This window comes from Streptomyces sp. NRRL B-1347, assembly GCF_000720325.1.
Lineage (GTDB): Bacteria > Actinomycetota > Actinomycetes > Streptomycetales > Streptomycetaceae > Streptomyces.
In genome coordinates this window covers 1-14,107 of record NZ_JOJM01000107.1, presented here as the reverse complement: position 1 = coordinate 14,107, position 14,107 = coordinate 1, and the positions used below count along the sequence as shown (strand labels likewise).

The window sequence follows — 14,107 nt, the reverse complement described above, 5'->3', positions numbered from 1 at the left end:
GGTGGGACCAAGCCAGCAGCGGGCGGGCGTTCCGCAGGGGCGGGCCCGCCGGGTGGGGCGGGGCTTCGGCGGGGCGTGCCCGGGTGGGCAGGGGACCCGGGCCGGAGCCCCTTCAGCGAGCGGCAGCTACTTCGTGCAGGCCCGCTGCCCGGAGGCAAGCGTCGCGCAGGCCTTGGCCTGCGTACCCGACTTCACCGCCACCATGGGCGTGTACGCGTCCACGTCCGCGGCCGCGCCGACCGTCCCGCTCTGCCGCCCCGCCGCCCCCGCGTCCGAGCCCCTGATCTGCACCTTGTCCCCGGGCTTCGCCTGGGTGATCCGCGCCCACGCGGCCCCGCAGGTCTTGCTGTAGCGCACCTCGACGAGCGTCTTCGTACCGACGGTGACCCGCGCCGTGGTGCGGGCGAACTCGCCGCCGCAGCCCATGTTCTCGGGGTCCTTGCCCGCGCACGCGGCGCCGTTGCACTCGACCCCGGCGGGCAGGTCGGCCGTGGACGTCGTGGGGGTCGCGGACGGCTTGGCCTTGTCGCCGTCCTTGTCGCCCCTGCCGACCCCGGTGAGGAACGCCGCCGCTCCTATGACGACGAGCGCGCCGACGACGCCCGCGAGGAACATCGTCAGCTTCCGCTTGCGCCGCTGCCCGTCGGGCGACTTCCCGTCCGGGCCGACGGGGGCCGCGGTCACGCCCCGCGCCCCGCCGCCGTACGCCGTCGCGGCCGAGGCGTGCGCGGAGGCCGCCGCCGTGGGCGGTGTCGCCGAAGCCTCGTACGCGGACGGCGCGGAGGACGAGGCGGAGGACGAAGAAGTGGAGTACGGGGTGGAGGCGGGCGGAGCCGCCGACGGCGCCGTCCCGGGCCCCGCGCCCGCCCCGGCCTCGGCCGCCCCGGACCGCGCCGCCGCAGGGGTGCCGTACCGGGCGCTCTCCTGGCGCGGCGGCACCGTAGGGGACACCCCGGCGGGGCCCGCCACGCCGGTGACCGCGCCGACGCCGCCGCGGGCCTTGCCCGAGCCGCCCTTGCTCTTGGGCGGGTTGGGCGTGGCGACTTCGCCGAGGGCCGCGCGGGCCTGGGAGATGCGGATGGCCTGCATCGTCATGTCGTGCCGCATCTCGGAGCGGCTCCAGGCGCGCTCCGCGAGCTCCCACATGGTGACGAGGTGCACGGCGGGCGTGCCGGTGACTTCGGCGAGCGCGACGATCGCACCCTTGGGGGCGAGCAGCCGCCCGTTCAGATAGCGCTCCCACGACGTCTTGCTGTAGCCGGTGCGGTCCGCCACGGCGGCGATGCTGAGCCCGCTGCCGTCGACGAGTCTGCGCAGCTGGCCGGCGAACTCCCTGACCTGTGGGTCGAGGTCGTCCGGCAGCGCTTTCCAACGAGGCATCGCTCCCCCAATCCCCCCGTGCGTGCAAGTACCCCACGCATCGTGCTCACTGACTCAGTGCCCCGTACGAGCCCCCGAACGCTCCGGCTCTGGACTACCCAGAGAGATGCGCCAAGCCAGGATGACAGTTCCCGGATTGGGGGCGCACGGGAGCATTTGGGCCAGATGCTCCCCGTCGCACGCTCCGCGGCCGACGCACAGTGTCCCACCGACGTCCCACTTCACGATGCGGAACCCCAGGTCCCGCACTGGGACGTCCCAGAACCGTCCCGAATGCACTGGTTGACCCTTTTGCGGGGCCGCTCGGCGGCGAAGTATCGAACGCGGCACTTCCGTGCCGGAACCGGCCGGAACAGACCGGAACGGGCCGAACCAGAGCGAACCACGGGGGAATTCCATGCACCACACCACGACCACCGGCAGCCGAAGGCCCCGGCAGCCCCGACGGCTGCTCGCCGCCGTCGTCGCCACCGCGGCGGGCGCGGGGCTCGCACTCGCGGGCGCCGCCCCGCTCGCCACCGCGGCCACCGCCACCGCCGCCGCCCCGCGCGTCATCGACGGCAGCGGCTACGCGTACAACGACTGGGGCGAGGAGGGCACCCTGTCCATCGACAGCCACAGCACCGTGAGCGACGCCACCGCCCTGTGGCAGACGGTCCTGTACGCGGACGGCGCCAAGTGGCGCGACGACGACGGCGCGCTGCACACCTTCCGGAAGTCGGACATCACCGGGCGCTTCGAGGAGCGGACGGAGTCAGCGACGTACTGGTGGCAGCGGCACGAGGACCTGGAGGACGTCAACGGGGTCGTCGACAAGGAGACGTTCGGCGCCGCCGACAACTCCCTGTCCGGGCCCGAGCCGGACGGCAAGGTCCTCTACCTCGGCTACCGGCACGACGTCGCCTTCAAGCGCATCCGCGGCGAGTACTACGTGAAGGTCTCCGGCCAGTGGCGGAAGGCCGCGTACAAGTCGTTCGACTGATCCCGGCACCGGCCGCCCGACACCGGAGCTCCACTCCGAGGCCGGGCGGCCCCCGTCCGGCGCGGCCGTCAGCCGCGAGACGATCCACAGCAGGCCCAGGAGCAGCAGCACGACGACGGCCAGGGCGGAGCACGCCACCAGGCGCCAGGAGGGCGAAGGACGGGTCCCGTCCGCCGCCGGGGCCGCCGTCCGCTCCGGGCCCGGCGCCCGCTCCGGCCCCGGGGCGGGTGCCGCGCCGCCGCGCGGCCACGCCCGCACCGCGAGGTCCCGGGCCGCCAGCAGCCGGGCGGCGTCCGCGCCCGCGACCCGGCACAGGGCGACCACGGCCTGCGGGGGCGGGGGCTGCCGGGCGTTGAGGTACCGCTGCCAGGAGGACTTGCTGTATGAGGTCCGCTCGCCGAGCCCGACGAGGCTCAGTCCCGTGCGGTCCTTGAGCCGTCGCAGCAGCTCGACGAAGTCCCGCACCTCCGACGGCAGTTCCTCCGGCAGCGGCTGCCAGGCACTCGCGCGCGCACCCATCGTCCACCCCTCCTCGCGCGCCCTGGTTCCTCTCCATCCGGTTTGTCACGTGACGGGGGAACAGCCCTGTTTGGTTCCCGCTCCCGGAGCCTTCCGGGCCGGGTCGTCGCGCAGTCGTAGCGGGCCCCGCACACCGTTGCGGAATGGTCACTTCCGTGCCACAGGGAACCGGCCGCCCTTGAAGCGAAGATGGCGCGTCCATGACGCTGAAGACACACGGTGAGCGCGCATCCCGCTCCCGGACGTACGGCGGCGCCCGTCCTCCCACGGGGGAGAGGACGGGCGCCGTCCCTTTGCCCGGACCCGCACTCGGGCCTTCTTCCGCCAGGCTCCGACCTGGCCCTTCGCGGCGTGCTCAGCCGGAGAAGCAGGTCTCCTTCCCGGCCTCAGCGAACGTCACGCACACCTTCGCGGCGGCCGGGTCCGCGCCCTTGAGCGCCGTCATCGGCGTGGCCAGGTACCGGCGGGTGTCCCCGGCCTCGTCCGCCCGCAGCTCCTTCGCCCGCGCGCCCGGCAGCGAGACCACCACGCGGTCGCCGGGCAGCAGGCCCGTCGCCCGCGCCCACACCGCGTTGCACGCCTTGCCGACGCGCAGCTCGACCCGGCGCTCCGGGGCGAAGGAGCGGGTGGCGAGCGACACCACCTGCCCCGGGCCGCCGCAGCCCATCCGCTGCGGCTGCCGGCCCTCGCACGCCGCGCCCACGCAGCGCGGCTCGTACGGTCCCGGCGCGGGCTCGCTCGCCACGTGGCCGCCCCGGTCGTCGGCGCGCGTGACGGTGAGCCCGGCCGTCACGCCGCCCGCGACCACCGCGACGGCGGCGATCCCGACGGCGAGCGCGGACCAGCGGCGCCGCGCGCCCCGGGCCGCCGCCCGAGCGGACCCCGCCGGTCCGACGAGCGTGCCGAGGTCGTCCGCCGCCCGGTCGCCGACGGGCCGGTCCGCTGCCCCGGCGTCGTACCCCCGCGCCGACCGCCCGCTCCACGCCGCGTCCGCGAGGTCCCAGAGCGCGAGGAGACGGCCCGGCGGTTCCTCGGCGAGCGCGCACAGCGCGACGACGGCCCTGCGCGGCACGGGCTTCTTGCCGTTGAGGTACCGCTCCCAGGACGACTTGCTGTACGCGGTCCTGCGGCCGAGGGCCTCCAGGCTCAGGCCCGTGCGCTCCCGCAGCTCCCGCAGGGCCTCGACCAGCGGCAGGCACGCGGGCGGCGGCGCTGACGGCCCGCCCCGGCCGTCCCGTTCCGCGCGCTCCCTCATTTGCGCAGCGCTCCCCAGGTGTCCGGGCCGACGATGCCGTCGGCCACCAGGTCCCGCGCGCGCTGGAAGCTCTTGACGGACGCCTTCGTGCCGTCGCCGTACGCCCCGTCGACCTTCCCGGCACCGAAGCCGTGCGCCTTGAGGAGGCACTGCGCCTCGACGACCTCCCAGCCGCTGCTCCCCCGGTCGAGGATCGCGGTGGCCGTCGTCGCGTACCCGGCGTACCGGACGCCGTCGGCGCGGCCTTCCTCGCACGGATACGTCCGCTCCTTCGCGTACGAGAACACGCCGCGGCCTTCGTCGCCCTCGTCCCCGGAGATCGCCTGCCCGGTGAGCAGGCCGCCCGCGAACGCCGCGGCCACCGCGAGCGCCAGGGCGGCGAGCGCGGGGCGCAGCCGCACGGCGCGGGCCGCGGGCGGCGCCTCCGCGGGCGGCCCCGGCGGCTCGCTCGCACGTGTCACCGGCCCGGACGCGGCCTCGGGAGCGGCGGCTTCGACCGCGCCGCCGTCCGGCTCCGCGCGCCCGTCCGCCGCCCGCGCCACCTCGTGCAGCACGAGAAGGCGGGTCGGATCCGCGCCGCAGACCTGCGCCAGCTCCTCCACCGCCGCGCGCGGCACGGGCTTCTTGCCGTTCAGATACCGCTCCCACGAGGAGCCGCTGTACGAGGTCTTGGCGCCGAGCGACGCCAGGCTGAGCCCACTGTGGTCCTTCATCCGCCGTAACTGGACGAGGAGCTGACGCTCCTGCTCCCCCAGCTGCGCGGGCAGCTCTTTCCAACGCGGCATGTCTCCCCCGGACGCGTCACAAGGTCTCCCGGGCGTATCGCCCCCTGAGACCCAAAAGATGGCGGATGCACCAATTCCGGTTCCCCGGTGGTCATTTCACGCGTCCGAACCGGCCACTTCCACCGCGTCCCACGTCCCTCGCCCGCGCCCCCGGCTCCTGGTCCACCGCAGGTCAGCGGGTGGGACATCCCAGGGAAACCCACCGGGACCAGCCGCTCTGGCTGTTGACCGATTCCGCTCGGCACAGTCGAGAACGCCGCATCTCGCGGCACCACTTCCACGGGGGAGAACACCCATGACCAGCACCACACGCATGCCTTCCGACACCGCGGACACCGGCTGGGGCCCCAGGGCCCGGGTCCGGGTCCGGGCCGCCGCCGTGGGTCTCGCCGCGGCCGCCCTCCTGGGCGGCGGCCTCGCCCTCGGCCCGGCCGCGGCCGCCGCGCCGCCCGACCGGGACCGGGTCGCGGCCCTGTCCGAGGCCGCGCCGCAGGGCACGGCGCCCGCCTGCGTCGAGCGGTCCGTCAACGGGCGCTCCGCCACCGCCACCAACAACTGCGGCCGCGTCATGCGCGTGAAGATCGTCGTCAAGCACGGCCCCGACTCGCGCTGCACCTCGCTCAAGCACCGCGCCTGGGCGCGCCACAGCTGGCCCTTCGGCTCCTACGACAAGACCGTGACCTGCTGACCGCCCCGCCCGAGCCGCGGTCCGCCCTCCCGGGGGAGGGGGCGGGCCGCTCCGCGCGCGTCAGAGGCCCTGGTCGCCCGGTGTGACCAGGCCCGATTCGTACGCCATCACCACGGCCTGGGCCCGGGTGTCGATGTCCAGCTTGTTCATCGTGCGGTTCAGATGCGTCTTGACGGTCGCCTCGCTGATGTAGAGGCGGTCGGCTATCTCCGCGTTCGACAGGCCGCGCGCTATCAGCTTGAGGACCTCCAGCTCCCGGCCCGTCAGGGACTCCAGGCCCGGCGGCGACTCGGAGCCCGCGAGCGGGGTGCTCCCGGACCGCTGCGCGAACGCCTCCACCAGGCGGCGCGTGACGCTCGGCGCGAACAGCGCGTCGCCGCTGCCGACCGCCGCCACCGCCGCCAGCAGCCGCTCCGGGCCCGAGTCCTTGAGCAGGAACCCGGCCGCGCCCGCGCGCAGCGCCCCGTACACGTACTCGTCGAGGTCGAAGGTGGTCAGGACCAGGACGCGCGGCGCCGGTTCGGGCGCCGCGGCCAGGATGCGCTCGGTGGCCGTGATGCCGTTCATGCCGGGCATGCGGATGTCCATGAGGATCACGTCGGGACGGGTCTCCGCGGCCAGCTCCACCGCCTCCGCGCCGTCGCCCGCCTCCCCGACGACCTCGACGCCGGGCGCGGCCCGCAGCACACCGACGAGCCCGGCGCGGATGAGGAACTGGTCGTCCACGACAAGCACCTTGATGTGTGGGGTCATTCGGTGGCGTCGTCTCCCGGCGGTGCGGCCCGCGCGGACGTGGGCAGAGTAAGCCTGACGGCGAACCCCCCGGTGCTGCGCGGCCCTATGCTGATCGTTCCGCCGTAGAGCTTGGCCCGCTCACGCATACCAATCAAGCCATGTCCCCGCCCTCGTTCCACTCTGTCCTGAATCACCCCCTCCCCGTCGTCGGTGACCGACACCTCGATGTGGTCGCGGTGATAGTGCAGCTCAACGACGGCGCTCGCCTGCCGCGCGTGCTTCAGGACGTTCGTGAGCGCCTCCTGCACCACCCGGTACGCGCACAGTTCCACGCCGGACGCGATCGGCCGGGGCGTCCCGACGACCCGGAACTCGACGGGCACGCCGCCCGCCCTGACCCGGTCCGTCATCTCCCCGATGCGGGCGAGCCCCGGCATCGGCGCGTCCGGCACCTCCCCGCCGTCCTCCTGCGCGCGCAGCACCCGCAGCATGCGCCGCATCTCCTCCAGGGCCTCGGCGCTGGTGCCGGAGATCGTGCCGAGCGCGGCGCGCGCGGTCTTCGCGTCGGAGTCGAAGACGAACTTCGCGAGGCCCGCCTGCACGGAGATCACCGACATGTGGTGGGCCACCACGTCGTGCAGCTCCCGCGCTATGCGGCCGCGCTCCTCCACCACCGCGTGCCGTGCCTTCTCCTGGTGCTCGGCGCGCGTCCTGCGGGCCAGCTCCTGGGAGCGGCGCGCCAGATAGCCCATGCGCCACACCATGGCGTTGAAGCAGATGCACTGGGCCACGACGGAGGGGATGAAGGAGTCGTCGAGGGTGAGCAGACTGCCGAAGGCCCAGAGGGCGGCGAGCAGGACCGCGAGCACGGCGGAGACGCGCGTCGGGCGCAGCAGCGAGACCGTGTAGAGGCACAGCAGCGGTCCGAAGGAGGTCACCACGGGCCAGTAGCCCGCGAGGATGTAGACGACCCAGACGCTGTACGTCACCAGGCACACGGTGATCGGCGCCTTGGAGCGGGCGAGCGTAGGCAGGATGACGAGCAGTCCGAGCCCGTAGCCCTGCGTGTCGAGCGGCTGCCAGCCGATGCCGTTCGCGCTCGGTCCGATCAGCACCAGTGCTGCCACCTGCCCGAGGGCGAGCAGGACGTCGGTGGTGAACGGGCGGAGTCGCATCGCCGCAGCGTAACGCGCGTCTCGCGCGGCCACGTCAACCCGTCGCCGTACCGCAGGAGTTGTAGCTGACGGGCAGCTGCGCCCTACGGCGTACCCGAACGTCAACCTGCAACAGGACGACGCGGACCCCCCGCCACCCGTAGTTTCTTGCCTCAGCACCACCGCCCGAGTCGCCCAGACGACCGGCGCGCACGGGGGAAGGGGGCGCGGACCCGCTGACGGGGGATCGAAGGGGAGGCAGGTCCGCGCCCCACGAAACACCGGAACGGCCGCAGCACCAAGGCGGCACCACGAGACCACTGAGGTCGAGGCTTCGTGCGCGGGGGCGCGCACGGGGGAACGGGCCCTCGACCGCGAGCACCACCCTGCCCCACCGCCGACGGCCCGTACTCTCCTGGCGAGTACGGGCCGTCGGTCTGTCAGTCCCCGGCTAGCTGCTGATCGTGAAGTGCAGCGTGTCGTCGAGGAACGGGATCTCCAGCCACGGGTCGGGCTGCGCCATCATCGACAGCAGCACGATGGCGAGACCGAGGATCCCGTACGTCACCATGTCGGTGAACCGCGAGCGCACCGCCAGCATGCCGACGCCCGGCAGCGTCCAGCGCAGTACGGCGCCCGCGAGCAGCCCGAGCCCGACCAGTATCGTCCCCACCCGGAAGACGTCGAACGCCGTCAGGAGCAGCCCGAAGGCGACCACCGACACGACGACGAGCAGCGGCCACTGCCGCGCGGGCGCGGGCGCGTCCCCCGGCGCGGCGCGGCCGCCGCCCTCGGGCCGCGCGGTGTCCCGTGTGAACAGCGGGAAGCGCCGCGACGTCTTGCGCGGCACCCCGTCGGGTCCCGGCGCGCTCACGGCGCCCTTGGCGGTGGGCTGCTCCGACCGCTCCGGCTCGGCCCCGGCCTCCGGCCGCTCGGTCCCGTCCTTGGCGTCAGCACTCATGGCGGCCACTCCCGGCTCAGCCCGCGGCACCGCGCTCGGCGGCCTCGACCACGTTCACCAGGAGCTGGGCGCGCGTCATCGGGCCCACGCCGCCCGGGTTGGGCGACAGCCAGCCCGCGACCTCGGCCACGCCGGGGTGCACATCGCCGACGATCTTCCCGCTCTCGTCCCGGGACACGCCGACGTCCAGCACGGCGGCGCCGGGCTTCACGTCCTCCGGCTTGACGAGGTGCGGCACGCCCGCCGCGGCCACGATGATGTCGGCCCGGCGCAGGTGCGAGGCGAGGTCACGGGTGCCGGTGTGGCACTGCGTCACCGTCGCGTTCTCCGACTTGCGGGTCAGGAGCAGCGGCATGGGCCGGCCGATGGTGACGCCGCGGCCGACGACCACGACCTCCGCGCCCTTGATCTCGACGTCGTGCTGCCGAAGGAGCCGGATGATCCCGTACGGCGTGCAGGGCAGCGGCGCGGGCTCGTTCAGGACGAGCCGGCCCAGGTTCGTGGGGTGCAGGCCGTCCGCGTCCTTGGCCGGGTCCATCAGCTCCAGGACGCGGTTCTCGTCGATGCCCTTGGGCAGCGGCAGCTGCACGATGTAGCCGGTGCAGGCCGGGTCCTCGTTCAGCTCCCGCACCACGGCCTCGATCTCCTCCTGCGAGGCGGTCGCGGGCAGTTCGCGCTGGATGGAGGCGATGCCGACCTGCGCGCAGTCGCGGTGCTTGCCCGCGACGTACTTCTGGCTGCCGGGGTCGTCGCCGACGAGGACGGTGCCGAGTCCGGGCGTGACGCCCTTTTCCTTCAGGGCCGCCACGCGGACGGCCAGTTCGGACTTGATCGCTGCTGCGGTGGCCTTGCCATCGAGAATCTGGGCGGTCATGCTCCCATCCTCCCGGATGACCACGCCCGCGTACCAATCCGGGCCACTCGCGCGACGCCGAGTTCGCAGTGCGATTGCACTCGCACAACACCGGGAAGACGCGGCTGGACAAACAAGCGGGCGCTAAAGAACGATAAGCACCACAGTGCCGCGGCCGGTGTCGGGGGGACCGACGCATCTGTGAACGTTCCTCCGTGCGTGCCGTGACGTCCCCGCACTCCCCCACTCCGACCGGAGGAACAGCCCAGCATGAGCACGCCGCCGCCCAACCCCTACGGCCAGCCGCAGCAGCCCAAGGCCGGATACGGCCCCGGATACGGCTACCCGCAGCAGGCCCCCCAGGGCGTCCCGCCGCAGCAGGGCGGCTACCCCGGGCAGAACTACGCCCCGTACCCGCAGCCCCAGGCCGGCCAGGCGCCCTACGGCGCGTACCCGCAGCAGGCGGGGTACGGCATGGGGCACGACGGCCGCCCGGAGCTCGCACACTGGGGCCTGCGCGTGGGCGCGACCCTGCTGGACGGGCTGATCACGGTCGTGCCGCTCTATCTGGTCGTGGGGCTCACCGTCGGCATCGGCGGCGAGGACATGACCGCGGCCGCCTCCATCGTCTCGGTGCTCGCCCTCGCCTATACGATCTTCATGGGCTTCTACCAGATCCACCTGGAGGGCAAGACCGGCCAGACGATCGGCAAGAGGATCGTCGGCATCCGCGTCCTGCGCGAGGCCGACGGCCGCTTCCTCGGCTTCGGCATGGCCTTCGTCCGCAAGCTCGCGCACTTCCTCGACAGCATCGCCTGCTACATCGGCTACCTGTGGCCGCTGTGGGACGACAAGAAGCAGTGCTTCGCCGACAAGGTGTGCAGCACGGTCGTCATCAAGGGCTGACCGGCGGACACGTGAACGGCGCGGGCGCCGCACCCCTGCGAGGGGTGCGGCGCCCGCGCCGTTCGTCAGCCGGGATCCGGCCGAGGCCCGGCCGGATCCCGGCCGGGGCTCAGGGGAAGACCGGGGCTCAGTGGAAGAAGTGCCGCGTGCCCGTGAAGTACATCGTCACGCCGGCCTTCTTCGCCGCCTCGACCACCAGCTCGTCGCGGACCGAACCGCCCGGCTGGACCACGGCCTTGACGCCCGCGGCGGTCAGGACCTCCAGGCCGTCGGGGAAGGGGAAGAAGGCGTCGGACGCGGCGTACGCGCCGCGGGCGCGCTCCTCGCCCGCGCGCTCGACCGCGAGCTTCGCCGAGTCGACGCGGTTGACCTGGCCCATGCCGACGCCGACGGAGGCGCCGTCCTTGGCGAGCAGGATCGCGTTGGACTTCACCGCGCGGCAGGCGCGCCAGGCGAAGGCGAGCTCGGCCAGCTCGCCCGGGGACAGCGGGTCGCCGGTCGCGAGGGTCCAGCTGCCCGGGTGGTCGCCGTCGGCCTGGAGCCGGTCGGTGACCTGGAGCAGCGCGCCGCCGTCGATCGGCTTGACCTCGACGGGCGCGGCGGGCGCCTGCGGGGCGCGCAGGACGCGGATGTTCTTCTTCTTGGTGAGGGCTTCCAGGGCGCCGTCCTCGTAGTCGGGCGCCACGATGACCTCGGTGAAGATCTCGGCGACCTGCTCCGCCATCTCCTTGGTCACCGGTCGGTTGACGGCGATGACGCCGCCGAACGCGGACAGCGGGTCGCAGGCGTGCGCCTTGCGGTGCGCCTCGGCGACGTTGCCGCCGATCGCGATGCCGCACGGGTTGGCGTGCTTGATGATCGCCACGCACGGGTCGTCGTGGTCGTACGCGGCACGGCGCGCGGCGTCCGTGTCCGTGTAGTTGTTGTACGACATCTCCTTGCCGTGCAGCTGCTCGGCCTCGGCGAGACCGCCGCGGCCGTCGGTGTAGAGGGCGGCGCGCTGGTGCGGGTTCTCGCCGTAGCGCAGCTGGTTCTTCAGGTCGAAGGCGGCGCCGACGAAGGCCGGGAAGCGCTCGTCGGCGCCCTCCTCGGTCTCCAGGAACCAGTTGGCGACCGCGACGTCGTACGCGGCGGTGTGCTGGAACGCCTCGGCGGCGAGCGCGCGCCGCGCCGCGAAGTCGAAGCCGCCCGCGCGGACCGCGGAGAGCAGGTCCCCGTACTGGGAGGGGCTCGTGACCACGGCGACCGACGGGTGGTTCTTGGCGGCGGCGCGGACCATCGAGGGGCCGCCGATGTCGATCTGCTCGACGCACTCGTCGACGCTCGCGCCGGAGGCGACGGTCTCGCGGAACGGGTAGAGGTTCACCACGACCAGGCCGAACGGCTCCACGCCGAGCTCCTGGAGCTGCTTGCGGTGCGCCTCCAGGCGCAGGTCGGCGAGGATGCCCGCGTGCACGCGCGGGTGCAGCGTCTTGACCCGGCCGTCCAGGCACTCGGGGAAGCCCGTCAGCTCCTCGACCTTGGTGACGGGGACGCCCGCGGCGGCGATCCGCGCGGCGGTCGACCCGGTCGACACCAGCTCGACGCCGGCCTCGTGCAGGCCGCGGGCGAGGCCCTCCAGGCCGGTCTTGTCGTACACGCTGATCAGCGCGCGGCGGATGGGCCGCTGATCGGCACCGGTGTTGCTCTGGGGTGTCTGGGGCGTCGTACCTTCGGCGGTCACGGGATAACTACCTTTCGTCCCTCGATGCTGTACCCGTCGCGGGCGAGGCGACCCACGACGTCGACGAGCAGGCTTCGCTCGACTTCCTTGATGCGCTCGTGCAGAGCGCTCTCGTCGTCCTCGTCCCTGACCTCCACCACGCCCTGCGCGATGATCGGGCCGGTGTCGACGCCGTCGTCGACGAAGTGGACGGTGCAGCCGGTGACCTTGGCGCCGTACGCGAGCGCGTCGCGGACGCCGTGGGCCCCCGGAAAACTGGGCAGCAGCGCGGGGTGCGTATTGACGGTGCGCCCGCCGAACCGCGCGAGGAACTCCTTGCCGACGATCTTCATGAATCCGGCCGAGATCACCAGGTCCGGCTCGTGGGCCGCGGTGGCCTCGGCGAGCGCGGCGTCCCAGGCGTCCCGGGTCCCGTGGTCCTTCACCCGGCACACGAACGTCGGCAGGCCCGCGCGCTCGGCGCGCTCCAGACCCGCGATCCCGGTGCGGTCGGCGCCGACGGCCACGATCTCGGCGCCGTAGGCGTCGGGGCCGTGCTCCGCGATGGCGTCGAGCAGTGCCTGCAGATTCGTACCTGATCCGGAGACCAGCACGACGAGGCGCTTGGCCTTGGCCACGACGGGGCCCTTTCTCGGGAGTGCTCTTTGTACGGTCGTACGAAGGCTTCGCATCTCCCGATACGGGGAACTCTACGAAGCGGCCGACCGTCAGCAACGATACCGGCACACCCGGCGGCCCCTCACGGGACGGGGGCGCGGCCGGAAGGTAGCGTCTGTGGGGGCAGCCGCCCGAACGCCGAGTTGCCAAGCTCCACCACCGAGTTGCCCGGCTCCGCACAGCCGGGCCGCAGAGCACCGCCAGCGCTCTGTGCCAGAGCTCTATACAAGGGGAAGACGCACACCTGATGCCGGACCGCAGCCTCCGCCTCACGCCAACCCTCGCGTCCGCGTACGGACCGACGCACGACGGGCGCCACGGCTCGACACCCGGCCCGGGTGCGGTGCTGCTCCGGGAGGGGCGGCCCGGCCCCTCGTCCCCGGCCCCGGAGGACCAGCGGGACGGCGGCGGCTCCGGCGGCGGCCAGGGCTCCGCGCCGGACGACAACCCGTTCGCACCGCCGCCCGAGGGCACCCCCGAGCAGCCGTGGCGCCCGCGGCACCCGAACGGCTCGGGCTCCGGCTCCGGCCCCGACGACCAGGGCTCCGGCGGCCGGGGCGACTCGCCCTGGGGCAGCCAGTGGAGCGACCAGCAGCCCGGCCGCTCCTCCGGCGGCTTCGGCGACCGGCCGCGCGGCCAGGGCCAGGACGGCCCCGGCGGCCAGAACGGCCAGGGCGGGGGCCTGCGCTGGGACCCCACCGACCCCGCCCAGCGCCGCGCGCGCTACGCGCTGCTCTCCGGCATGTGGGCCTTCTTCTTCGCCCTCTTCGGCTGGGACTACGTGGCGCTGCTGCTCGGCGCGCTCGGCGCGTACTGGGCCATCAGCGCGCTGCGGGCCAAGCCGCGGCGCCCCGACCCGACCGCCGCGGCCGCGCCGGAGCCGGCCGCCCGCGGGTCGCGGCCCCAGACCACGGCGGCCATCAGCGGCCTGGTGACGGCCTCGCTCGCGCTGGTCATGGTGCTTGCGACGTTCGGGGCGCAGCTCATCTACCGGGACTACTACACCTGCCGCGACGACGCGCTGACGGGGGCCTCGCAGCAGGCCTGCGAAGACCTCCTCCCGAAGCAACTCCGCCCCCTCCTCACCGACCGCGACTAGACCGGGCCCGGCGCTGGGCCCAGTTGCCGAGCAACCGTTCGACTCAGGCTCCGGTCCCGGTTCCGCTTCCCCCCGGAGGCCCCTCCTCCCGCTTCGGCAGGAAGTCGTACGGCTCGTAGGCGGGCGGCGGCGGAACCGGGGGCTCCTCCTCCGGGTGGTCAAGGGGCTCGAACGGCTCGAAGAGTTCGTAGAGGCCGGAGGGCTCGGAGTCCTCGGGAGGCACCGCGGGCTCAGGGACGGAGGCCTCGGGCAGGGCGGCGCCCCGGCGCGGCCGGGGCCACAAGCGGAGGCGCCCCGCCCATGAGCCCCGCCCGCCCCGCGGCACCCGCACCCGTACCCGCCAAGCCCGCACCCCCAGCGCGACAGGCACCCCCAGACCCCCCACCCAGGCGACGGCCGCAACCCCCGTG

Annotated in this window: 13 protein-coding genes and 2 pseudogenes; 4 read left to right on the top strand and 11 right to left on the bottom strand. The window is 73.9% G+C overall.

From position 1 onward, the window contains the following. Positions 1 to 126 precede the first annotated feature (126 nt). A complete protein-coding gene (locus IG74_RS0142065) occupies positions 127 to 1,380 on the bottom strand; it encodes a helix-turn-helix domain-containing protein (protein ID WP_030688535.1) in 1,254 nt (417 codons plus the stop codon). Positions 1,381 to 1,777: 397 nt separating this feature from the next. On the opposite strand from IG74_RS0142065, the gene IG74_RS46800 reads away from it, so the two are divergent. Further along, positions 1,778 to 2,362 carry a hypothetical protein gene (locus IG74_RS46800; RefSeq protein WP_234334630.1) on the top strand — a complete coding sequence of 195 codons (585 nt, stop codon included), beginning with the start codon at positions 1,778 to 1,780 and terminating at the stop codon, positions 2,360 to 2,362. A 342-nt stretch (positions 2,363 to 2,704) separates the two neighbouring features. Here the strand turns inward: IG74_RS46800 and IG74_RS54870 are convergent. From IG74_RS54870 to IG74_RS0142050, 3 genes and pseudogenes are all read right to left on the bottom strand, one after another. Further along, positions 2,705 to 2,881 (bottom strand): annotated as a pseudogene (locus tag IG74_RS54870) (helix-turn-helix domain-containing protein); the annotation flags it as partial. 355 nt (positions 2,882 to 3,236) lie between these two features. Next, entirely contained in the window at positions 3,237 to 4,136 is a 900-nt protein-coding gene (locus IG74_RS0142055; protein ID WP_030688531.1) for a helix-turn-helix domain-containing protein, read from the bottom strand. Then, a complete protein-coding gene (locus IG74_RS0142050; protein WP_030688529.1) occupies positions 4,133 to 4,921 on the bottom strand; it encodes a peptidoglycan-binding protein in 789 nt (262 codons plus the stop codon). The genes IG74_RS0142055 and IG74_RS0142050 overlap by 4 nt, the downstream gene beginning before the upstream one ends. Positions 4,922 to 5,216: 295 nt before the next feature. Between IG74_RS0142050 and IG74_RS52545 the strand changes: the two genes are divergently transcribed. Continuing rightward, positions 5,217 to 5,609 carry a hypothetical protein gene (locus tag IG74_RS52545; RefSeq protein ID WP_030688527.1) on the top strand — a complete coding sequence of 131 codons (393 nt, stop codon included), beginning with the start codon at positions 5,217 to 5,219 and terminating at the stop codon, positions 5,607 to 5,609. A gap of 60 nt (positions 5,610 to 5,669) precedes the next feature. Here IG74_RS52545 and IG74_RS0142040 read toward each other — a convergent pair whose 3' ends face one another. From IG74_RS0142040 to IG74_RS0142025, 4 genes are all read right to left on the bottom strand, one after another. Continuing rightward, positions 5,670 to 6,362, bottom strand: a complete 693-nt coding sequence (locus IG74_RS0142040) for a response regulator (RefSeq protein WP_030688525.1) — start codon at positions 6,360 to 6,362, stop codon at positions 5,670 to 5,672. Then, positions 6,359 to 7,519, bottom strand: coding sequence for a sensor histidine kinase (locus IG74_RS0142035; protein ID WP_030688522.1), 1,161 nt, complete (start codon positions 7,517 to 7,519; stop codon positions 6,359 to 6,361). The genes IG74_RS0142040 and IG74_RS0142035 overlap by 4 nt, the downstream gene beginning before the upstream one ends. Before the next feature lie 430 nt (positions 7,520 to 7,949). After that, the gene (locus IG74_RS0142030) at positions 7,950 to 8,459 is read right to left on the bottom strand and encodes a DUF3017 domain-containing protein (protein ID WP_030688520.1); all 510 of its coding nucleotides are present in this window, start codon (positions 8,457 to 8,459) and stop codon (positions 7,950 to 7,952) included. Between the two features lie 16 nt (positions 8,460 to 8,475). Further along, positions 8,476 to 9,333 (bottom strand): bifunctional methylenetetrahydrofolate dehydrogenase/methenyltetrahydrofolate cyclohydrolase, encoded by an 858-nt coding sequence (locus tag IG74_RS0142025; protein WP_030688517.1) that lies wholly within the window; start codon positions 9,331 to 9,333, stop codon positions 8,476 to 8,478. A 249-nt stretch (positions 9,334 to 9,582) separates the two neighbouring features. Here IG74_RS0142025 and IG74_RS0142020 point away from each other — a divergent pair, with 249 nt between their 5' ends. Beyond that, positions 9,583 to 10,218 carry an RDD family protein gene (locus tag IG74_RS0142020; protein ID WP_030688515.1) on the top strand — a complete coding sequence of 212 codons (636 nt, stop codon included), beginning with the start codon at positions 9,583 to 9,585 and terminating at the stop codon, positions 10,216 to 10,218. Between the two features lie 127 nt (positions 10,219 to 10,345). Here IG74_RS0142020 and purH read toward each other — a convergent pair whose 3' ends face one another. Next, positions 10,346 to 11,941 carry a bifunctional phosphoribosylaminoimidazolecarboxamide formyltransferase/IMP cyclohydrolase gene (purH, locus tag IG74_RS0142015; protein ID WP_030688514.1) on the bottom strand — a complete coding sequence of 532 codons (1,596 nt, stop codon included), beginning with the start codon at positions 11,939 to 11,941 and terminating at the stop codon, positions 10,346 to 10,348. After that, complete coding sequence (gene purN, locus IG74_RS0142010; protein ID WP_051856549.1) at positions 11,938 to 12,612, bottom strand: phosphoribosylglycinamide formyltransferase; 675 nt, start codon at positions 12,610 to 12,612, stop codon at positions 11,938 to 11,940. The genes purH and purN overlap by 4 nt, the downstream gene beginning before the upstream one ends. Before the next feature lie 233 nt (positions 12,613 to 12,845). Between purN and IG74_RS0142005 the strand changes: the two genes are divergently transcribed. After that, on the top strand, positions 12,846 to 13,697 hold the full coding sequence (locus IG74_RS0142005) for a hypothetical protein (protein ID WP_030688512.1): 852 nt from the start codon (positions 12,846 to 12,848) through the stop codon (positions 13,695 to 13,697). 43 nt (positions 13,698 to 13,740) lie between these two features. Here IG74_RS0142005 and IG74_RS53835 read toward each other — a convergent pair. Further along, positions 13,741 to 14,107: pseudogene (locus IG74_RS53835) on the bottom strand (hypothetical protein); the annotation flags it as partial.

Coding starts and splice junctions, on each gene's coding strand:
- IG74_RS46800 (WP_234334630.1), top strand. CDS start 1,778: ATGCACCACACCACGACCACCGGCAGCCGAAGGCCCCGGCAGCCCCGA.
- IG74_RS0142040 (WP_030688525.1), bottom strand. CDS start 6,362: ATGACCCCACACATCAAGGTGCTTGTCGTGGACGACCAGTTCCTCATC.
- IG74_RS0142020 (WP_030688515.1), top strand. CDS start 9,583: ATGAGCACGCCGCCGCCCAACCCCTACGGCCAGCCGCAGCAGCCCAAG.
- IG74_RS0142005 (WP_030688512.1), top strand. CDS start 12,846: ATGCCGGACCGCAGCCTCCGCCTCACGCCAACCCTCGCGTCCGCGTAC.
- IG74_RS0142065 (WP_030688535.1), bottom strand. CDS start 1,380: ATGCCTCGTTGGAAAGCGCTGCCGGACGACCTCGACCCACAGGTCAGG.
- IG74_RS0142035 (WP_030688522.1), bottom strand. CDS start 7,519: ATGCGACTCCGCCCGTTCACCACCGACGTCCTGCTCGCCCTCGGGCAG.
- IG74_RS0142055 (WP_030688531.1), bottom strand. CDS start 4,136: ATGAGGGAGCGCGCGGAACGGGACGGCCGGGGCGGGCCGTCAGCGCCG.
- IG74_RS0142025 (WP_030688517.1), bottom strand. CDS start 9,333: ATGACCGCCCAGATTCTCGATGGCAAGGCCACCGCAGCAGCGATCAAG.
- purN (WP_051856549.1), bottom strand. CDS start 12,612: ATGCGAAGCCTTCGTACGACCGTACAAAGAGCACTCCCGAGAAAGGGC.
- IG74_RS52545 (WP_030688527.1), top strand. CDS start 5,217: ATGACCAGCACCACACGCATGCCTTCCGACACCGCGGACACCGGCTGG.
- IG74_RS0142050 (WP_030688529.1), bottom strand. CDS start 4,921: ATGCCGCGTTGGAAAGAGCTGCCCGCGCAGCTGGGGGAGCAGGAGCGT.
- IG74_RS0142030 (WP_030688520.1), bottom strand. CDS start 8,459: ATGAGTGCTGACGCCAAGGACGGGACCGAGCGGCCGGAGGCCGGGGCC.